The following is a 20,986-nucleotide window of genomic DNA, read 5'->3' on the forward strand; positions in this document are numbered from 1 at the left end:
AGACGAAAGACGCGACATGCGCTTTCCGCATTTCTTCATCGAAAGACCGATCTTCGCCGCCGTGCTCTCGGTGCTGCTCACCATCGCCGGCGCAATCGCGCAACGTTCGTTGCCGGTTTCGGAATATCCGGAAATCGCGCCGCCGACGGTCAACATCACCGCCACCTATCCCGGCGCCTCGGCGGAGGTGATTGCGCAGACCGTCGCCTCGCCCATCGAGCAGGAGGTGAATGGCGTCGACGACATGCTCTATATCGCCTCGCAATCGACGGGCGACGGCCTGCTGTCGATAAACGTCGTGTTCAAAACCGGCGTCAACATCGACCTTGCGCAGGTGCTCGTGCAGAACCGCGTGGCCATTGCGACGCCGCGCCTGCCGGAAGAGGTGCAGCGGTTCGGCGTGGTGGTGAAGAAGGCGTCGCCCGACCTGATGATGGTCGTACATCTCGTTTCGCCCGACGGTTCGCGCAGCCAGCAGTATATTTCCAATTACGCCACGCTCTATGTGCGCGACATTCTCGCGCGCCTCGAAGGCGTCGGCGACGTTCGCGTCTTCGGCGCGCGCGATTACTCGATGCGCGTCTGGCTCGATCCCGAAAAAATCGCGGCGCGCGGGATGACGGCGGGAGAAGTGATCGCCGCTTTGCGCGCGGCCAATCTGCAGGTTGCGGCGGGCGCCATCAACCAGCCGCCGGCGGGGTCGGCTGGAGCCTTCCAGCTTTCGGTGCGCACGCTCGGGCGACTGACGGATGCGGCGGAGTTTTCCGACATCGTGCTGCGCGCCGACGCAGACGGCCAGGTGCGGCTGCGCGACGTCGCGCGCGTCGAGATCGGCGCGCAGGATTATACGGTCAACGCCTATCTGAACCGCGATCCCGCGACCGCCATGGCGATCTTTCAGAAGCCCGGCTCCAACGCGCTGGCGACCGCCGAGGCGGTCAAGGCGGCGATGATCGAGGCCAGGAAGCAGTTCCCGGCCGGGCTCGATTATTCGGTGGTCTACAATCCGACGGAATTCATCCAGCAGTCGGTCGACGAGGTTGTGCGCACGCTGGGCGAAGCGATCATCCTCGTGGTCTTCGTCGTCATACTGTTCCTTCAGACATGGCGCGCGGCGGTCATCCCGGTCATCGCCATTCCCGTCTCGCTGATCGGCAGTTTCGCGATCATGAAACTCGTCGGCCTGACCTTCAACACGCTCTCGCTCTTCGGATTGGTGCTCGCGATCGGCATCGTGGTGGACGACGCGATCGTCGTCGTCGAAAATGTCGAGCGCTATCTGGACCACGGCATGACGCCGAAGGAAGCCGCGCACAAGACGATGGACGAGGTCGGCGGCGCGTTGATCGCCATCGCGCTGGTGCTCTGCGCCGTGTTCATCCCCGTCGCCTACATCACCGGGCTGCAGGGCGCGTTCTACAAGCAGTTCGCCATCACCATCGCCACCGCGACGCTGATTTCCGCCTTCGTGTCGCTGACGCTTTCTCCGGCGATGGCCGCGGTCCTGCTGAAGCCGCGCAGCGAGGAAAAAGAGGCTACCGGTCGCCTCGCGGTCGTGATGCGCCCGATCGACGTGTTTTTCGAGCGTTTCAACCGCCTCTTCGAGAATCTCTCCAGCCGCTACGGCGAGTTCACGGCGCGGATGGTTCGCGTCGGCCTGGCCTCGCTCGTGATCTATGGCGCGTTGATTGGCGTCGCGATCGAGCTTCTGCGAATCACGCCGACGGGCCTCGTGCCGTCGCTCGATCGCGGCTATCTCATCGCGGCCTTTCAGCTGCCGCCCGGCGCGTCGCTGGAGCGCACGGACGCCGTGATCCGCGAGGCGACGGAAATCATCCTGAAGCGGCGGGGCGTCGCCGACAGCGTCGTCTTCGCAGGCTTCGACGGCGCGACCTTCACCAATGCGCCCAACGCCGGCGTGATTTTCGTGCGGCTCGACTCCTTCGAGGATCGGCGCAAGGCCGGCCTGACCTCGGAGGCGATCGAGGCGGATGTGCGCACGGCGCTTGCGCCGATCAAGGACGCCTTCGTCTTCGTGCTGGCCCCGCCTGCCGTGCCGGGGATCGGCACGGGCGGCGGACTCAAGGGCTATGTGCAGGACCGCGGCGGGCACAGTCTCGCGGAGCTGGAAGGCGCGACCTGGGCGCTCGCCGGACCGCTGATGCATACGCCCGGCGTCACACAGGCTTTCACGCTGTTCAACACGCATACGCCGCAGATTTTCGCCGACATCGACCGCACCAAGGCGGAAATGATCGGCGTGCCGATCTCGCGCGTCTTCGAGACCATGTCGATCTATCTCGGCTCGATCTTCGTCAATGACTTCAATATCCTTGGGCGCACCTATCGCGTGATGGCGCAGGCTGACAGCCCCTATCGGCTGACGCTGAGCGACATCGCCAATCTCAAGACGCGAAGCGCCTCGGGCGATATGACGCCGCTCGGCGCGATCGCGACCTTCCGCGACGCCACGGGGCCATTCCGCGTGCCGCGTTACAATCTCTATCCGGCGGCCGAGCTGCAGCTCGATCTTCAGCATGGCGTTTCTTCCGGCCAGGGCATCGCCATGGTGGAGAAGATCGCGGCTGAAAAATTGCCACAAGGTTACGGCTTCGAATGGACCGAGATCGCGTTGCAAGAGAAGCTCGCCGGCAACACGGCGGGCCTCGCTTTCGGCCTCGCCGTCGTTTTCGTCTTTCTGCTTCTCGCCGCGCTCTATGAAAGCGTGACGCTTCCGCTTGCGGTCATCCTCATCGTGCCGATGTGCGTTCTGGCGGCGATGACCGGCGTAACGATGCGTGGACTCGACCGCAACATTCTCGTCGAGATCGGCCTCGTCGTGCTCATTGGCCTCGCGGCGAAAAACGCCATTCTCATCGTCGAATTCGCGAGGCAGGGAGAGGAGGAAGGCAAGGACAGATTCACGGCCTCGATCGAGGCCGCGCGCACGCGCCTGCGCCCGATCCTGATGACGTCCCTCGCCTTCGTTCTCGGCGTTCTGCCGCTCGTCGTCTCGCATGGCGCTGGCGCGGAAATGCGCCAGTCGCTCGGCGTCGCCGTGTTCAGCGGCATGATCGGCGTCACCTTCTTCGGCCTGATCTTCACGCCGATCTTTTACGCGCTCGTTCGCGCGATCAAGCTTGAGCCGTGGCGGAAATAGGCCGCACGCGCTTCAGCGCCGCCTGAAATAGCTTGCGCGTGGCGATGTTTCGTTTTCTGATGCCGGCTCCCTCAACTGCAGCGCCAAAAGACTTTCATGAGCCGCGATGTGGATGTTTTGAGGCGGCTCCTTCTTGAACTTGAGAAAGAGCAGCGCTCGCCGCCCGAGCCGATCTTCGTGCCGCTCGACGATTTCGCACGTACGCTGGACAAATCCACCGATGAGGTCGGGGAAGCGCTCGATCTGCTTCTGGGTCTCGAGTTCATCGACGGACCCGGCGCCTACAAGGACGCCTGGCTCTTCCGCAAACTGACGCGTCGGGGCGTCCAGCTTCTCGACGCGATCCGGGACACGGACGAGTGGTCGAAGGTGAAGGACGCCTACAACGTCTTCCTGGAGCCCTGACGCCAAGCGTCCATTTTCGCGCGCCTCCAGGCGTCGAAGCGCTTGCGCCGGCCGCGCATGGCCTGTCGAATTTCAGTCCATCGCAGATTGAAGCGATCATTGGGCGGGAGCGCCATGTAACGCTCGGCGATCTGCGTGACGACGATGTCGGGCCGCGCGCGCCTGACGAAGCGCCAGTCGACATTGGCCGACCAGACGAATTCGAGTTCGGCGACGGTTTCGGCAAGAAGCGCGGTCAGCAGATAGGGTCCTGCGCTCGAGAATGAATCGCCGAAAAGCACGACCTTGCAGCGGTTCGCAGCCTGGGGATTTCGAAATGTCGCGTGACAGCCGACATGTATCTCACCGCCGAATTCGGGCGTTTCGAGCAGGCGCACCACTGCGTTTTCACGGACGCGGCTTGCGTCCTTGAGCCATGTGACCTCGCGAATGGCCTCCCACCTCTGCGGCGCGAGCTTCGAGCCGAGGTCCATCAATTTCTTGAAGTCGCGAAAGGGCCGCATGACCAGTTCGTCATTGCGCTGCAGGCCAATCGCTTCGCACAGCGTTTCATAAGCGAGCAGGCACCCGATCGGCGTCCAATGCGTGTCGGTTCGCCAGTAAAGATCGACCTTGTCGCGATATTCCCGCATGGGCGAAACGAGATCGACCCATCCAAAGGCGCCCGCTTCGCCTTCGAATAGCTGCGCGAGGCGAATGACGGGCGCAAGCTCCGGATCGACCAGCGGCTCCGCCTGCTTGTGTCCATAGATCGTCAGCTTCTCGGGCGCGACGACATGGGCAAATCGCGCGCCGAGTTCGTGGCTGCGACGTTCCCGCTCGATAATGGCGTCGCGCCACGGCAACAGCGCCTCGTCCGGCAGATGCCCGCCGTCCCGCTGGTAGAGCGTGGTGACGAAATTCGTGCCGCCGGTGAGGAACAGCCACCCTTCCCGGCCGCGATGGACGAGGAGACTTGCGTCGGTCATCGCGGGCCGCGAGGCTCCAGCGCCGCCGCTGGCGGATTTTCCGACGTCGACACGACCGCGCCCGCCATGGGCTTGCGCGCGTGAAGAATTGTCGCCGCAGCGAGTTCGAACTGTTTTTCCATCGGCAAATCGCGCGCCCAGGGTTTCTCCAGCATGGGCCCCGGAAAGGCGACGAGGTCCGACACGCGAAGACGCATGAATTCCTTGCGCAGGGCAGGCGAAAGACCTTCCGACCATGACCGCAGCTGCCAGGCGACGGCCCAGATCGGATGTGTGGCCGGCGTCACCTCCTGACGCTCGATCGTCAGGAGAGATTCGAACAGCGTGCGCAATCCCTCATGGGTCATGTTGAAATAATGGTGCGGGTAGCCATGGAGAGGCTGCAAAAATGGCACGCAGCATTTCAGCCAGGCCCCCGGCTTCAGAACGCGTGCGATTTCCCGCGCGCATTTGAACGGGTCCTTGACGTGTTCAAGGACCGCAATCGAAATGACGCCGTCAAAGGAAGAGTCCTTGAAGGGCAGTCGATCGGCGACGCCGATCACGTCGGTCGTCGGATAGTCCATGACCTCGAAATTGACGACATTGCTGTAGTAGACGGGCCGGTAGCCGGCGCCGACGTCGAGAATCAGACCGTCCTTATGGCGCCTGATCAACTCGATGGTTTCGTCGTCATAGCCGTTTTCGCTGACCGGAATGCAGTCGGTCAGATCCTCCCGCAGACGGGTCGCGTCATCCAGGAAGCAGAATTTTCCGCCCGAATCGAGCGGCGTTTGCGGATCGATGAGCAGCGGCCGCAAAGCGGCGAGTTTTTTTTCGCGAATCGCGGGCAGATCGCTTTCGCGTTTCTGGCGCCGGCCCTGCAGCCTCCCCAGATTTTCGAAATGCGCGCGGCCGGAGGCGAATTTCCCCTCCTCCAGCGCCCGGCGCGCGTCGCGATTGGCGGCGAGATAGCGTTTCTCGTCGAAATTTTCGGCGGTCGCCCTCTCTTCGTCGGAGACTTTCTGCCGCCGGCCCTCGACGCGCCCGAATTTCTTGAAATGCGCCCAGCCGGACCGGACTCTCCCGAGCTTCACCGCCTCGGCCACGTCTGGATTGGCGGCAAGGTAGCAGGCTTCGTCGAAGGTGTCGTCGGTCGGCGACTCCTGCAAAGGCGTCGCCCGGAAGGGATTGTTCATGAAAGGCGACCCATGGTTCGCAAGGGTGCGGTCTGATAACACATCTTGCCTGCGCGACGAAACGCCCGCTCAGGCGCCGCTCGAACACCGGAAGCGGGGCGGTGATGACGCTTGGCCTTTCGCGCCCGCAGGAATATTCTCGCGGTCGAGAGAATGGCGGCTGCGCCACATTCGACCTGTCGTGGAAAAGGACGCATGCTGGACGAAGAACCGATAAAGGTCGAAGCTTTTTACCATTACGGCTACAAGGGACGCGACATGATTGCGATCATCGCCCCTTATCCAATGTCCGCGGACGCGGCCGAGATCATCGGGCGCACTGTGCTGGTCGGCTCGCGCCCCTATGAGGTGGCGGCAGTCGCGCGGCAGATCTCCGGCCCCATCGCCAAAGGGGAGCCGATCGGCATAGAAGCGCGCGCGGTCGCGACTGGCGCGGATGCACGAGAGCCGCGCGCTCGATGAAGAAAGTGCTGGGCCTGGGACACAGCCATGTCGTCGCTATCGCGAAGGGCTGTTACGAATTGCAGAACAAGCGCGTCAGGATCGGCGGCGCGCCTTTCACCTCGCGCTTTCTTTATCTTTACGATCCCGAGATCATGCCGACGGTTATCGTGGAAAACGACCAGCCGCGGCTGAACGCCAAGCTCGCCGGGATCATCGAGGAGGAGCGTCCTTCGGTCATCTTTCTGTCGATCGGCGGCAATGAACATATCGCGGTTTCGGTGGTTCAATCGAGCGAACGGATCGACTTCATCCTTGGGGAAAATCCCGATCTTGCGCTGGAGCCCGGCGCCACCGTTCTGACGGAGGCCGCGGTCCGCGAAACGATGCGCGACAAAATGGAGCCGACGCTGTCGGCCATTTCCGCCATAAGGGAGGCGACCAACGCGCCGCTCGTCTGCCTAGAGCCGCCGCCGCCGCTGCCGGATTCGCAGATTCTGGCTTACCCTAAAGAGTTTTTCCGCAAGTCGTTCGATCCTGACAAGCTGTCCACGGAACTCTTCAGATACAAAATGTGGCGCGTGCAAAGCTGGCTCTACCGAGAGATTTGCGCGCGGCGCAAAATCATCTTCGTGCCCGCTCCCGATGAATTCATCACGCCGTCCGGCATGCTGGCGCAGGAGGCATGGGGCGGAGACGCGACACACGCAAATGTTTTGTTCGGGAAAGCCATGGTCGAACGGGCGATCCGCGTCCTCGGCGCTCAGTGAACATACGGCGAATGAGACGATGAAAACGACCCCCTACTCACGGCTGCCGCCTCAAGCCTATTGGCGTCGCGCCGTCACAGACGTCGCCGCCAATGAAATCGACCCTATAATCGAGCCGCCGTTTCGTTTCGGCCCGAGAGAAAAAATCGCCACTGCTGGAAGCTGCTTCGCGCAACATATCGGCCGCCACCTCAGAAGCGGCGGCTGCAACTATCTGATAACCGAAACGCCACATGCCTTTGTCACGCCAAAGGCGGCAATTGAGCTCAACTATGAGATCTACACGGCGCGCTACGGCAACATCTACACGAGCCGCCAGTTGTTGCAGCTTTTCGACCGCGCCTATGGCCGATTCACGCCACAGGAAAACTATTGGCGCGAGGGCGCCGGCGTGGTTATCGATCCCTTCAGGCCACAGATCCAGCCCGGGGGATTCAACTCGATCCGCGAACTGGACATGGATCGCGAGCGGCATTTCGCGGCGGTGCGCGAAGCTTTCGAGACGCTCGACGTTTTCGTGTTCACCCTTGGCCTGACCGAGGCCTGGCAGTCGCGCACGGACGGGGCGGTGTTCCCCCTTTGCCCCGGCGTCGCCGGCGGCGATTATGCGCCCGCCGCGCATGAATTCATCAATCTCGGCGTCGACGAGGTCGTGGCCGACATGACGGCGTTTCTCGATCGTCTGCAGAGCGTCAACCCTCGCGCGCGGGTCATTCTCACCGTCTCGCCCGTGCCGCTGGCGGCGACCGCCGAGCCGCGGCATGTGATGGTTTCGACCGTCTATTCCAAATCTGCGCTGCGCGTCGCATGCGACATTCTTGCCCGAAACACAAAGCGGGTAGCCTATTTCCCTTCCTACGAAATTATCGCGGGAGGCTTCTCGGGAGCCGACTATTTCGCGGCTGACAGGCGCAGCGTCACGCCGGAGGGCGTCGCGCATGTGATGCGCGTTTTCGATCGGCATTTCATCAAGCGCAGCGTCGCGGAAGAAGCCTTGCGACGAACTGTGCGCGCCTTTTCTCCCGGCCGCGCTGCGCCGGAGGTCGATCCTGTAACGGCTGCAATGAAGGTGATGTGCGACGAGGAGGCGCTGGAGCTCGCCTCGATCGCCGCTATTGCTTCCCCGGAAGAAACGGAAGCGGCGAACGAGTCGCCCGCTGCGACGGAGCCCCCACCCGACGAAGCGTAACGCCCTCGCCTCTTCCTCATTCTTGTCGGCGCCGCCTTCAGCGAAAGAACCTGCCCCTCACGTAGCGCTCGCCAACCAGCCCCAGCGCAAGACATATCCCGGCCACGTAAAGAACGAGAGGCTTGTTAATCAGCTCCGCGTCATAGCTGGTGTAATAAGCTGACCGCAGCCATTCGACCACATTCAGGAGGGGATTGTAGATCGCATATTCCCTCATCTGCTCCGGCATCATCCATGTAGGAATAAAGACGCCGGACATGAGATAGAGGCCAATCATCACCAATACAAAGAAGGTCATGAAAAAAGACCCGAAAATCGCGGTCAGGATCACGTTGAGAAATCCGAGCCCGATGCCGAGGAATACCGCCGCGCCGATCGCTTTGGCGGCCTCGACGAGATCATTGGGCATGATGTCGACGTCGAACATGTAAAGTACGAACAGAAACAGCGCGAGGACGACCATCGCGTTCAGAATTTCCAGGACGCATCTCGTCAGGAGGATATGAAACGGCTTCAGCACGGGAATATTGAGCAGTTGCCGATTCTGCGCAATCGCCAGCGCCATGGTTCGCGCGGGATAGAAGCAGAGGATATAGGGGACGACGCCCGTTGCGACGAACATAGTCGGGCTGTCGCCGACCGGCGCGACTTGCGTCCTGAGAAAATAGGCGGCCGTAATGAAGCCCATATGCGTGAGCGGCCAGGCGATGGCTATCAGATAGCCGAGATAGCTTGCTCCAAATCGGCTGCGCATGTCCTGCAGAAGAACGGCGCTGACCAGGTGCCGGAAATGAGCGAGTTTCGCTGCGAGCTGGGTGAGCGCGGACTGCGACGAGCGATCGGCGGCAAAACTCATCTTACCCTTTCCCTACGGTGGAGCCAGCGCGAAAGGTCTCACGTAACGGTGGCGTAAAAATGATCTTCCGCCGCCGCGCCATCGCCTCAATCGTGTACAATCCCCCTGCCGACGAGCTCTCGGACGATGTGATCCGCAATGTCGCTCGGCGTCTGGCTCGTGAAATTCACATGCAGTTCCGGTTCCTCGGGGCGTTCATAGACCTGGTCGACGCCAGTGAAGTTCTTGATCTCCCCGGCGAGCGCCCGTTTATACAAACCCTTGGGATCGCGCGCGATGCAGACTTCTAGCGGCGTGTCGAGAAAGATTTCGATAAATTCCCCGTCCTCGACCAGCGACCGCACCATGCGGCGCTCCGCCTTGAATGGCGAGATGAAGGCGCAAAGCACGATCAGCCCGGCGTCGACCATCAGCTTTGCAACCTCGCCGATGCGACGGATGTTCTCGACGCGGTCAGCGTCGGTGAAACCCAGATCCTTGTTCAGGCCATGCCGGATATTGTCGCCGTCCAGCATGATCGTATGCGCGTGTCGCTCGACGAGTTTCGTCTCGACGAGATTGGCGACGGTCGACTTGCCGGCGCCGGACAGCCCGGTGAACCACAAAATCGTGGGCTTCTGGTGCTTGACCCTGGAACGGACGGCTTTCGAGACCGACTGCTCCTGCAGATGGACATTGGTCGCGCGCCGCAGCGGAAAGGCGACGATGCCCGCCGCGGCCGTGGCGTTGGTGAACCGGTCGATGAGAATGAAGGCGCCCGTCGTCCGATTGGCCTCGTAGGGATCGATGGCGACGGACGCGGCCGAGGCGATATTGCAGAAGCCGATTTCATTCAGCGCCAGCGTCTTCGCTGCGATCTTGGCGCCGGTGTCGACGTCGAGCTTGTGCTTGATCTCGGTGACGGTCGAGGCGATCGTGCGGCCGTTGATCTTCATCAAATATGAGCGGCCGGGCAGCAGTTTATCGTCGCTCATCCAGATGAGATGGGCGGCGAACTGATCCACGACGTCGGGACGATGCTGCTTGTGGCACAGCACGTCGCCGCGCGAGGCGTCGATCTCATCGGCGAAGGTTACGGTAATGGAGTCGGGCGCCTCGGCCGAAGTCCGGTCGCCGTCCATTGTGACGATTCGCGCAACGCGCGTCGAACGGCCGGAGGCGGCGACGACGATTTCATCGCCGACGTTCAATCGTCCCGATGCAAGCGATCCGGCGAAACCGCGAAAATCGAGATGGGGGCGATTGACCCACTGAACCGGCATGCGCATCGGCTGATCGCCGAGCGCGCTTTCGACATCGACCGTCTCGAGGTAGGCGAGCAGGCAGTCGCCCGCGTACCATGGCATGTTGGTGGACGGCGAAATGACATTGTCGCCGAAGCGCGCCGACATCGGGATCGCGGCGATCGACTGATAATTCAGCGCAGCCGCGACCTGTTCGAAATCGGCGACAATCTTGTTGAAGACGACCGGATCATAGCCGACGAGATCCATCTTGTTGACCGCGAGCACGACATGGCGAACGCCCAGCAGCGACACGATGGTCGCGTGACGCCGCGTCTGGGTGAGCAAGCCTTTCCGCGCGTCGACGAGAAGAATGGCCAGATCGGCGTTCGAGGCGCCGGTCGCCATATTGCGAGTATATTGCTCGTGACCGGGCGAATCCGCCACGATGAAGGAACGGGCCGGCGTGGAAAAATAGCGGTAGGCGACGTCGATCGTGATTCCCTGCTCACGCTCCGCCTCGAGACCATCGACGAGCAGCGCGAAGTCAATATCCTCGCCGACCGTGCCGTGCTTTTTGGAATCCTTTTCCAGCGCGGCCAGCTGATCGTCGAAAATGAGCTGACGCTCGTAAAGCAGACGACCGACCAGCGTGGATTTGCCATCGTCGACGGAGCCGCAGGTGAGAAAGCGCAGGGTCGGTCGCGCAGGCATCGCGCCGCTCCCCGCGAGCCGCTCCATTTGAATCGCGTCGCTCATCAGAAATAGCCCTCGCGCTTCTTCTTTTCCATCGACGCAGCCTCGTCGAAATCGATCAGGCGGCCTTGTCGTTCGGATGTGGTGGAAAGACGCATTTCGGCGATGATCGCCTCGAGTGAGTCGGCGTCGGATTCGATGGCGCCGGTCAGCGGATAGCAGCCGAGCGTGCGAAAGCGGACGCGGCGAAGCACGGCGGTCTCATTCTCGCCGAGCGGCAACCGCTCGTCGTCCACCATGATCAGGGCGCCGTCACGCTGAACGATGGGACGATCCTTGGCGAGATAAAGCGGCACGACGGGGATGTTCTCCAGCGCGATATAGTCCCACACGTCCAGCTCGGTCCAGTTGGAGAGTGGAAAGACGCGCACCGATTCGTCCGGCCCGATGCGTGTGTTGAACACCCGCCACAATTCCGGCCGCTGTTTTTTGGGATCCCATGCGTGGGCGGACGTGCGGTGTGAGAAAATTCTTTCCTTGGCGCGGCTCTTTTCCTCGTCGCGACGCGCGCCGCCGAACGCAGCGTCGAACCTGTATCTGTCGAGCGCCTGACGCAGCGCCTCGGTCTTCATGACCTGGGTGTAGGCGGACGAGCCATGCGTGATCGGAGAGACGCCGCGCTCGGCGCCTTCGCGATTCGTATGGACGATGAGATCCATGCCGACGCGCGCCGCCGTCTCGTCGCGAAAGGCGATCATCTCGCGAAATTTCCATGTCGTATCGATATGGAGCAGCGGGAATGGCGGCTTGGCGGGATAGAAGGCCTTGAGAGCGAGATGTAGCATCACGCTCGAATCTTTCCCGATCGAATAGAGCATGACCGGGTTCTTGAATTCCGCGACGACCTCCCGAAGGATGTAGATGGCTTCAGACTCGAGACGACGCAAATGCGGTGGCAGGGACATTGAGTTCATCCAGACGGGCCGGCTTGATCGCGCTCCCGACGAAAAAGAGACGATGACACATCATAGTCGTCATCCAAGCGATTTGAAAGCTTGTCGAATTCATTTGCTAAAATGGGGCCGCAAGACGCCGCTTCCCCCTTGTTCCTCGCATCGCACACCACCCCGGACAAGCAGCGCTCCGGACCGAAGATGACGCGCCGAAGCGGACCTGGCGGCGAATGGCAAATCCACGCCGCTCTCTGCGGCCGTGTCGCAAGTTTGTTCAATGATGCAATTTTGAATTGTTTATTGCATAATATTACAACGCACGTGAACGGAGCGGCTAATCGAGGCATATTTGCGGCGGCTCGCCCCGATGAATCGCTTATTGTGAAATAATCGAACTCCCGATCTCCTGCGGAAAGGCGACCGCATTCTTGCCATAAAATATGTTGCGCGAGCCCAATTTTTCTAATCGGCGCCGAACAATTGTGCAAGCCTCGGAGGCGCGGCAGACGCGCTCTTTATCTTGTCGGCTCCAATGATCTTTACTCGCGCTGGTCGCTTGACGGGCCCGATGAATGGGGGTCAATTAGAGCCAAGTTTGCGCGGATTTAGAGAGTCATCTCCTGCGCCGAGGGGCGTCAGCGCAGGCGGTATTCGGGTTCGGCGCCATCCCCGCATCGGGGCCGGCGACGCCGGGACGCATTCAGCCAATGCGCGGGCTCTCCGGCCGAATCGCGCCCCGCATCGGGGGATGGACGAGAGAAGACATCCTGTGCACGCAAGTTCGCTCGAAAATATGCAACTCTGCTTTCGGCGCTTCATTCAGGGAGGGCCGCTCGAGACCGGCTGCAAGACGACGGTGCTCGATCTGGGCGCCGCAAATGTAAATGGCTCCTACCGGACGATTTTTCCGCACCCTCATTTCAACTACACGGGCGTCGATCTGGCGGCGGCGGATGGCGTCGACCTTGTGCTGGACGACCCATACGTCCTGCCTTTTGCGGACGAATCATTCGATATCGTGGTGTCCGGACAGGCGCTCGAACATGCCGAATTCTTCTGGCTGATCTTCGCCGAAATGGGGCGCGTGCTGAAACCGGGAGGCTTCATTTTTCTCATTGCGCCGTCGGCGGGACCAATCCACCGCTACCCCGTCGACTGCTATCGTTTTTATCCGGACGCCTATCACGCGCTCGCCAAATACGCGAAACTTCATCTCGTAGACTTATGGCGAGACGAACGCGGCCCATGGCAGGATCTGGTCGGGGTTTTTCAGCGACAGGAGACGCCTCTCGCGACGTTTCCGTGGCCAGTGGCGCGCGCGCGCTCGAGGGGCCCCGCCGGAGCGCCCTATTTCCGTGGCTCCCCCGACGAGGAGATCGTTCAGGGAAAACGTGGCTACCTCGAAGTGCTCGCCGATTTGCATCGGGGCCTCGCTCCCGGTTTTTACATTGAAATCGGCGTTCGTCACGGCGACAGCCTTGTCCTCGCCGAGTGTCCCGCGGTCGGCGTCGACCCCGAGCCTCAATTGAAACGGCCCATTTCCGCGACGACGGACGTCGTCGCGCTCACGAGCGACGATTTTTTTGCCGGTCCCCACAAGGGATGGTTGAGCGATTCCTTCGATCTGGCCTTCGTCGACGGAATGCATCTTTTCGAATTCGCCCTGCGCGACTTCATGAACCTCGAGCGTGCGGCGACGCCGGCGAGTCTCATTGTTTTCGACGATATCTTTCCGAATCACCCCGCCCAGGCCGAGCGCGTGCGGAGAACGGGCGCCTGGACCGGAGACGTCTGGAAGGTTCATCAAATCCTCAAGGCGCATCGACCGGATCTGGTTCTGCTTCCGATCGATTCGTCGCCGGCCGGGTCGCTGATCGTGTGCGGCCTGAACCCGACCAACAGGGTTCTCTGGGACAAATACAATCCTATCGTCGCCGCCTATGCCGCAAGTGACAGGGAGCCCCCCGCGGAGGTCATTGCCCGCGCGAACGCCCATCCCGGCGATGAAGCAACGCTGGCGGCGATCTGCGGCGTCCTGCGTAATGCGCGGGCGCGAGGACATTCCGGGACGCATATCGTCCAGTCCTTGCGCAGCGTCATCCGCTCGTAACAATATCGACACGCAAATATATGACATTTATTGTGTTTGAGAGTTTTTATATGTTTACAAAAGCTTCGGTTTTGCTTAGAGTTGCTCGGGTTAATGCTTAGAGTTGCTCGGGTTAAGGCGGCAGGATAAAGCCGATTTCGTCGATTCCACTCATGGCTGCTCGCCGAGGCCGGAGTGGGGCGTTGCGCCGTCAGAAAGCCGTGCGGCTCGGCGATGTTATCAAGCGCGAGCGTCGTCAGATCTTTCCGGAGGTTACTGATGATTTATCGACAGCACACGGGGTCAATTGGCGCAATCACGCTGCCGCCGTGGACATGATTCATATTTCATGTGTATGATTCATGTAATAATAACCAGGGTCAAAGATCTCGATGCGCCGCCTCATCTCGTACTTCTCACGCAAGCAAAATCAAGCGGTGGACGGCGTCGACGTCATCCGTCAGCACTTTGACGCCCAGTTTTATGTTTCCGCATATCCCGACGTGGCGGATTCTTCGATAGATCCGGCCGAGCATTACTTCGTCGTCGGCTGGCGTCATGGCCGCGACCCCTGCGCATGGTTTTCTACCGAGGAATATCTGAAGGCGAATGGCGACGTCGCGGAGGCGGACGTCAATCCATTTTACCACTATCTGACGCATGGCCGTGAAGAGGGGCGGGTTGTTGTCGCGTCTCGCCTTTCGGATTCCCGGGGAGGCGCCGCCTCCCACTCCGCCGGGACGGAGTCGAGCCGCCGGCCGCCCGAGGGCGCGCCGGGAATGTCGGAGGATGTCCTCGCGCAACAGAGGTCGGTCGTCGCGGGGGCGTTCGATACGAATTTCTATCGGTCCACCTACCCCGACCTCCATCCGTTGAATGACGATCAGCTCGTCGACCACTTCAATGAACATGGGTGGCGCGAACACCGGGACCCCTGCCCGTGGTTTTCGACGAACTATTATTTGAAACGTTATCCGGACATCGGGCGCAGTAGTATAAACCCATTGTACCATTATCTCGCGTATGGGCAAAGAGAAGGGCGGCTGCCGGATTATTATCACCGGCACAAGCGCAGCTCGGCGGCGCGTCCGCGCGTATCCGCAATCATCCCCAATTTCAACCACGCCCGATTCCTCGAGGAGAGAATCCAGTCGATCGTCGCGCAGGAATGGCTCCCCGAGGAGATCATCATACTTGACGACGCCTCCACCGACGATAGTCGCGAGGTCCTCGAGCGGATCGCAAAGACCATCGACATCCCTGTCAAAATCGTGCTCAACGACGAGAATTCCGGCAATGTTTTCCGGCAATGGGAAAAGGGCGTCTCGATGGCGAGCGCCGAGGTCTTGTGGATTTGCGAGAGCGACGATTTCTGCGACAGGAAATTTCTAAGCACGCTCGCGCCATATTTTTGCGATCCGAGCATAATGATCGCATTCGGCGCAATTCAATTTGCGTCGGCGGACGGCGCGCCCCTTGCGGGTCTCGACGAGTATCGGGAGAGCGCCGCGCGCGGCTTCTGGAATGAACCGCGCGTCGAGAGCGCGCCGGAGTGGTTCAAGGGCCCCTTCGGCCTGCGTAACGTCATTGCGAATGTGGGCGGATGCCTGATCCGGCGCCAGACGATAGAAAAGTCAATCTGGACGGAAGCGCAAAGCTATCGCGTCTGCGGCGACTGGTTTCTTTACATGCATCTTGCTCATGGCGGACGCATCGCTTTCGATCCGAGAGCGATCGCCTTTTTCCGGCAGCATGCGAAGAACACCTCCGTTTCGAGCTTTCGTTCGCTCTCGTTTTACGAAGAACATTTTCGCATCGCGCTCGAGCTGCAGCGAATGTATGGCGTAAGCGATGCAAACATTTGCAGGTTCTATCGGATCGTTCGCACACAGTTCCTGAAGGCGCTCGGCGATGAGCCAGGATCCAACCTCGACGCGGTATTTTGCCTCAACACACTGATAAATCAGGAAAGAGTGTGCCCTCATATCCTGATCATGATCCTCGGTTTCCTGACGGGCGGCGGCGAAATTTTCCCCATCAATTTGGCGAACGCGTTAGCCGAACGGGGATACGCCGTATCCGTCATGCCCTTGATGACGGCCGGCGAGAACGAAGAAATTCGCGGCCGCCTCGACTCCCGAATCGCTATCTACGAGCGCAATCTGATTGATGAAATTGGATTCGATCGTTTTCTCGAAAGCCAGCAGATCGATCTGGTTCACACGCATTACATCGCCGCCGACATTGACTACCATAAGGCGATCCGGGCCCGGCGCCTGCCCTATGTCGTCACGCATCACGGATCGTACGAGGTCACCGAGGTGGACTCCGCCACTCTGATGTCGATCATGTCCGCGGTCCAGCATTGGGTCTACATTTCCGACAAGAATCTGGAAAAGCTCGAAGCCCTCGGCCTCAATCGCGCCGCCACGACCAAATTGCCGAACGCCGTCCCTCTGCGTCACGCCACTTTCCCCTACACGCGCCAATCGCTGGGAATTGAAGAAAACGCATTCGTTTTCGGCGTCGCATCGCGCGCCATCCTGCCAAAGGGATGGGACATCGCCGCAAAGGCGCTCGAGAAGGTGCGCGCGGAAAACCATCGTCCGGTTTATGTCGTTTTTTGTGGAGAGGGGCCAGATTACGAGGAGCTTTACAACGCCCACAATGAAAAGGAGGGGATCATCTTTCTGGGTTACCAGCGCGAGATCATGGCCTTTTACGAAATGTGCGACTGCGCGCTTCTCCCCACGAGATTTCAGGGCGAGTCATATCCGCTGACGATCATCGAGGCGATCATCAAGAACATCCCCGTCATCGCGACCGATATCGGCGAACTCAAACATATGATCAAACCCGACGATATCGCCGCCGGCGTCCTCGTTCCGAACATAGAGGACGATGACGTCTTTATTGCAGAGGTGGCCGCGGCGATGAACAAAATGCTGAATGTTCATGAACATGCGAGATACGTTCGGGGCGCGAGGAAGATCGCCAAGCTATACGATTTCAATCATTTGGTTACGCAGTATGAGAAGGTGTATAAGGTTGCCGGTTTGAAGGGGGTCCCGACGAATGAAATCAAGGCTAACGATACACGCGGGCGTGAATAAGACCGGCAGCTCCGCGATACAACATTTTCTGCGAAACAATGTCGAGCAGCTCTCGTCGGAAGGCGTTGTCGTTCCGAATTTGTCCATGGAGATTCAGCCGCCCGTCGAGGGCCATCACGTATGGTATTTTCACGAAAGGCGAGGCGCGCCGCGGGAAATCGCGAAGCACGAAACAACACAAAAAATCAGGGATCTAATGACGCATCCCGGCGTCAAGCAGGTCATCGTCAGCGCCGAGAATCTCGGCAGCGTCGACAATGACTACGCATTCTGGTTCATCGACATTGCCAAAGAGTTCGAGGATGTCGAGGTCATCATGTATTTGCGCCGCCAGGATGACCTGCTCCTCTCATCCTGGCAGCAATGGCATGTAAAGACGGGTGAGGACCTCTGGTCGTGGATCGCGTCGTGCCTCGGCGGGCTCGGCAACTGGCGACGCGTCGTGGAGCGTTGGGAGGCGGTTCTTGGCCGCCATCGTGTGCGGCTGCGGCTCTTCGAACGCAACCGGCTGAAAAACGGCGACGTGGTCGACGATTTCTGCCAGTTTATCCTCGGAGATCACTCGGCTTTCGTGAATGATCGCAGCGTCGCCGTCAATCCGAGCTACAATGAAGCGATCGTCGACCTCGTCGCCGGCGGCGGTTTTTTCAAGGATGCGCACGATAATGAATTTTACAAGTTCCTCGAACATTACCTAGACGACGCAAGTCACAGACGCAGCCGGGAATCGCTGTTGACGATCGACCAGCGTCTGGCGATCATCGCACGATATGCGGCCTCCAATTCATGGGTTCGGGAACATTATTTCGCGTCGAGCGATACGCCGGAAACCCTTTTCGCGTTGCCGCGCGCATCGGATTACGACGTCGTGACTTCCGAAGATTTGCGTAAGGAGCAAGTGCAGATGCTCGCAAGAGTGCTGTTCGAGATGCATAAGAGAGGCAAGAAATGATCATCTGGCAGGCGGAAAACATCTTCGAGATCGACGGCGTCCAGTTCCGCATCGATTTCCGCGCCGGTAAAGACAGGGCGCTGTCGACTGTCGACTGTTTTACCTTCGTCAAGACAAGGAAGATGGTCAATCTTTACCGCCAACTGATACAGCGCAAACCCAAGCACATTCTGGAACTTGGCATGTTCCAGGGGGGCTCGAGCGTCTTTTACGAGAAGCTCTATAACCCCGAAAAGATCGTCGGCGTCGAACTCAACAAAAACCCTATTCCCGCGCTCGAAGCGCACATCGCGCGCGGCTCTGTGATAAAGCCCTATTATGGCGTATCGCAATCCGATCGCGAAAAGCTCGACGAGATCATTCCGAGGGAGTTTCCCGAGGGCCTCGACATCATCATCGATGACGCCTCACATCTCTATGAGTTTTCGAAACCATCGTTCGAAATCTGCTTCCCCTATCTCAAACCGGGCGGCCTTTATATTCTCGAAGACTGGGCGTGGAGTCACCGCCGCCAGTCGGCGGCGCCTACCCATCCGTGGTATCAGAAGCCCGCGCTGACCAACCTCATATTCGAATTCGTCGTTTCGGTGGCCGGCCCGAGTTCGATCGCAAAAGTCGAAATACATTCCGACGTTGCGATCATCACGAAAATCAATATCCCCGCCTACCAGAACCTGCCCGCGCTCAACGTCACGCCGGAGCGGCTTCGCGATCGGCCCCTTCCCCAGATTTAGCGCACATCGTCTCTTCAGCCCGGAGCCATAAAGTCCATGACATATGTAAATCCGTTCGAAGGCAAAACGCCTCGCCAGATATATGATCTGCTGACACAGCCGGAACTGAGCGGCGGAAAACTTCCCTGCTGGCCGAACGAGACCGTCCAGACGACCTACACGGGCGCCTACGGACCCCAGATCATTCAAAGCGGTCTGGAGTTTCTTGCCTTTCTCGAAAAGGACGGCGCCTTCAAGCCGGGATGGCGTGGGCTTGATTATGGTTGCGGTTTTGGGCGCTTCGCCTCGCTGCTGCTGGCGAAGGGCGGCCCCGAGCAGCTGGATCTCGTGGACGCCTGGTCGATCTCCATCGAAAATATCGCGAAAGGCGGCTTCAGGAACAAATGCTGGACCGTGTCCGAGCTTCTCGCGGACACTGATCTCGAGCCCTATGCTTATGACCTGATAACGACCTTTTCAGTGTTCACGCATTTTTCGAAGAAGGCGTTCCTGCACAACATAGAGCGCCTCCATCGGGCGCTGAAGACGAATGGCAAATTATATTTCACCGTGCGACACGACGAATTCATTCCGGTCAAATATCCCCAGCTCGCCGACGAAATTCAAAACGCGCTGGCGACCGACGGCATATGGTTCAAGGGAACGCCCGGCAATCTCGGTCAGGAGCCGATCTTCGGCGACACGATCGTATCGACTGAATTCATGGAGGAGCTCGGAAAGCGCTTCGGGCCGACGCGCCGGCTCGGCGCAATTCGCTATCAACATGTATGGGTGATGGACAAGAGCTGAACGGCCCGGACCGGGACCCAATCGCAAATGACCATGCTCCAACCCCCCGCGCCGATCGCGATGTCGCACATTGCGACCGGCAGACCGACAAGACAGGAGTAACAGACCGTGTCCGAGAATATTTACCAGCAACATTGGGATTATTACGCGAAGAACACGCAGCGATCAGGCGATTTCTGGCCGGGCGACGAATGGGGCACGCCCGAGAGCTGGGACCGCCTGTTCAAGAAATTGTTCCTCGACAATGGCGCCGCGGACTGGAAGACCGCTGTCGAGATTGGCCCGGGCTCGGGCAAATACACGATCCGCCTGCTTGAAAATTCGGGCGTCGAAGTCATCGCCGCCGACATCAGCTCAGGCTATCAGGAGCATTTCTGCAACCGCCTGAAGGAAGCCGGCCTCATCTCGCGCGTCACGCCGCTCCTGCTGAACACGCGCAGCGCGACCTTGCGGGAGACGATCGAGGCGAAGGGCTGGAAGGGCAAGCTCGACGCCGTCTATTCGATCGACGCGATGGTGCATGTCGATCTGCAATATCTGATCGCCTATCTGGTCACCGCCGCCTGCTGCCTCAAGCCGGGCGGCCGGCTCGTCATGACGCTGTCCAACGTCTGCAGCGACGGCGGCTTCGACAAGCTCATTCGCGACACGAAAACGATCTTCAGCCGCATGAACCTGCACACGGCGAAATTCGAATGGATGTCGCCGGATCAGGTTCGCTCTATTCTCCCGCGTCTGGGCTTCGAGATCGACATGCTGGACACGTCCGGCCGCGATATCCTGCTCGTCGCGACGCTGCGCCAGCCGCTCACCGACGAAAAAATCCTGTCGTGCATCGCGTGAGCCGGAAACAACTGGCCACGCCCGACGAAAACCTTATGTGACTGATGCAACCGATGCAGCGCCGGTCCTTGCAGGATAGCGCTGCATCGCTGTCCCCTCCCCCGGGGGGCGATTGCGCCGACAATGCCAGACGCTTTGCCGGCGCGAGCCGTGAAAATTCCCTCCCCCGGCAGGCCGCGCAGCGCAATCGCGGTCGAACTGCCTTGGGTGAAGCGAAGCCAATAAACACAAATCATGTTATCGCGGCGAAAGGCGTGCGAATCATAATTCCACCGTCCCGCCCGGCGATCGCACCGGATGTCGCCACGCCGCGCTTCGCCGTCCAACATGACCATGCTAATTGCCTCGCCGTCGATAATTTTGTGATTCTTTGCGTCCCGTAAGGCGCGCGTGTCGCCTCATCATGACCAGCGCGACAGCATGTCCGCCTGCCCGTGCGGCTGCGATCATGACGCCGGCGGGCCAAGCTACGCCGTAACGCGTTGACAAAATACGTGTTTTCTGAAAATTGACGAAGCGTCGTCCAACCGGGAGGAAATGAGCGGCCCGGAACCGGGCGCGGCGCGTAACGACCTGTGCGACTTTCCAAAATATACGGCTGGCCGCCTTGTTGCGAAGGCCCGCACA

The 20,986-nt window shown here is 60.0% G+C and carries 16 protein-coding genes; 11 read left to right on the forward strand and 5 right to left on the reverse strand.

Translation table 11 applies throughout. The annotated features are described in order from the left end of the window. The first annotated feature begins 16 nt into the window (after positions 1-16). Together MET49242_RS15195 and MET49242_RS15200 are read left to right on the forward strand one after the other, a co-directional pair. Positions 17-3,160 carry an efflux RND transporter permease subunit gene (locus MET49242_RS15195; protein ID WP_036284059.1) on the forward strand — a complete coding sequence of 1,048 codons (3,144 nt, stop codon included), beginning with the start codon at positions 17-19 and terminating at the stop codon, positions 3,158-3,160. A 96-nt stretch (positions 3,161-3,256) separates the two neighbouring features. Further along, a complete protein-coding gene (locus MET49242_RS15200) occupies positions 3,257-3,565 on the forward strand; it encodes a DUF2513 domain-containing protein (protein WP_036284060.1) in 309 nt (102 codons plus the stop codon). On the opposite strand, the gene MET49242_RS15205 is transcribed toward MET49242_RS15200, so the two are convergent. Beyond that, a complete protein-coding gene (locus MET49242_RS15205; protein ID WP_036284061.1) occupies positions 3,541-4,533 on the reverse strand; it encodes a hypothetical protein in 993 nt (330 codons plus the stop codon). The genes MET49242_RS15200 and MET49242_RS15205 overlap by 25 nt on opposite strands. Further along, on the reverse strand, positions 4,530-5,711 hold the full coding sequence (locus tag MET49242_RS15210; RefSeq protein WP_084679138.1) for a class I SAM-dependent methyltransferase: 1,182 nt from the start codon (positions 5,709-5,711) through the stop codon (positions 4,530-4,532). Before MET49242_RS15210 ends, MET49242_RS15205 begins: the two co-directional genes overlap by 4 nt. Positions 5,712-5,906: 195 nt before the next feature. Here MET49242_RS15210 and MET49242_RS15215 point away from each other — a divergent pair, with 195 nt between their 5' ends. The 3 genes from MET49242_RS15215 to MET49242_RS15225 are packed head-to-tail and all read left to right on the forward strand — an operon-like array spanning position 5,907 to position 8,111. Then, positions 5,907-6,173: a hypothetical protein gene (locus MET49242_RS15215; protein WP_036284062.1), complete on the forward strand. Its 267-nt coding sequence runs from the start codon at positions 5,907-5,909 to the stop codon at positions 6,171-6,173. Then, the gene (locus MET49242_RS15220; protein ID WP_036284063.1) at positions 6,170-6,922 is read left to right on the forward strand and encodes a hypothetical protein; all 753 of its coding nucleotides are present in this window, start codon (positions 6,170-6,172) and stop codon (positions 6,920-6,922) included. The genes MET49242_RS15215 and MET49242_RS15220 overlap by 4 nt, the downstream gene beginning before the upstream one ends. Before the next feature lie 19 nt (positions 6,923-6,941). Further along, positions 6,942-8,111, forward strand: a complete 1,170-nt coding sequence (locus MET49242_RS15225; RefSeq protein WP_051134239.1) for a GSCFA domain-containing protein — start codon at positions 6,942-6,944, stop codon at positions 8,109-8,111. A gap of 37 nt (positions 8,112-8,148) precedes the next feature. On the opposite strand, the gene MET49242_RS15230 is transcribed toward MET49242_RS15225, so the two are convergent. The 3 genes from MET49242_RS15230 to cysD all read right to left on the reverse strand — a co-directional run bounded on the left by MET49242_RS15230 (position 8,149) and on the right by cysD (position 11,851). Then, positions 8,149-8,967 (reverse strand): ABC transporter permease, encoded by an 819-nt coding sequence (locus MET49242_RS15230; RefSeq protein ID WP_036284064.1) that lies wholly within the window; start codon positions 8,965-8,967, stop codon positions 8,149-8,151. A gap of 86 nt (positions 8,968-9,053) precedes the next feature. Continuing rightward, positions 9,054-10,949: a sulfate adenylyltransferase subunit CysN gene (gene cysN / locus MET49242_RS15235; RefSeq protein ID WP_051134240.1), complete on the reverse strand. Its 1,896-nt coding sequence runs from the start codon at positions 10,947-10,949 to the stop codon at positions 9,054-9,056. Further along, positions 10,949-11,851, reverse strand: coding sequence for a sulfate adenylyltransferase subunit CysD (gene cysD / locus MET49242_RS15240; RefSeq protein WP_036288280.1), 903 nt, complete (start codon positions 11,849-11,851; stop codon positions 10,949-10,951). The genes cysN and cysD overlap by 1 nt, the downstream gene beginning before the upstream one ends. 757 nt (positions 11,852-12,608) lie before the next feature. Here cysD and MET49242_RS25565 point away from each other — a divergent pair. The 6 genes from MET49242_RS25565 to MET49242_RS15270 all read left to right on the forward strand — a co-directional run bounded on the left by MET49242_RS25565 (position 12,609) and on the right by MET49242_RS15270 (position 20,359). Continuing rightward, positions 12,609-13,949 carry a methyltransferase domain-containing protein gene (locus MET49242_RS25565; protein WP_158497310.1) on the forward strand — a complete coding sequence of 447 codons (1,341 nt, stop codon included), beginning with the start codon at positions 12,609-12,611 and terminating at the stop codon, positions 13,947-13,949. Between the two features lie 371 nt (positions 13,950-14,320). Beyond that, positions 14,321-17,041 (forward strand): glycosyltransferase, encoded by a 2,721-nt coding sequence (locus tag MET49242_RS15250; protein WP_051134242.1) that lies wholly within the window; start codon positions 14,321-14,323, stop codon positions 17,039-17,041. 196 nt (positions 17,042-17,237) lie between these two features. Beyond that, positions 17,238-17,993, forward strand: coding sequence for a hypothetical protein (locus tag MET49242_RS15255; RefSeq protein ID WP_144259655.1), 756 nt, complete (start codon positions 17,238-17,240; stop codon positions 17,991-17,993). After that, complete coding sequence (locus MET49242_RS15260) at positions 17,990-18,727, forward strand: class I SAM-dependent methyltransferase (protein ID WP_036284066.1); 738 nt, start codon at positions 17,990-17,992, stop codon at positions 18,725-18,727. The genes MET49242_RS15255 and MET49242_RS15260 overlap by 4 nt, the downstream gene beginning before the upstream one ends. 36 nt (positions 18,728-18,763) lie before the next feature. Then, positions 18,764-19,516, forward strand: a complete 753-nt coding sequence (locus MET49242_RS15265) for a bifunctional 2-polyprenyl-6-hydroxyphenol methylase/3-demethylubiquinol 3-O-methyltransferase UbiG (RefSeq protein ID WP_036284068.1) — start codon at positions 18,764-18,766, stop codon at positions 19,514-19,516. 108 nt (positions 19,517-19,624) lie between these two features. Continuing rightward, positions 19,625-20,359, forward strand: coding sequence for a cyclopropane-fatty-acyl-phospholipid synthase family protein (locus MET49242_RS15270; protein WP_036284070.1), 735 nt, complete (start codon positions 19,625-19,627; stop codon positions 20,357-20,359). Positions 20,360-20,986: the final 627 nt, after the last annotated feature.

This window comes from Methylocystis sp. ATCC 49242, from assembly GCF_000188155.2.
In the GTDB taxonomy this organism is placed as follows: Bacteria; Pseudomonadota; Alphaproteobacteria; order Rhizobiales; family Beijerinckiaceae; genus Methylocystis.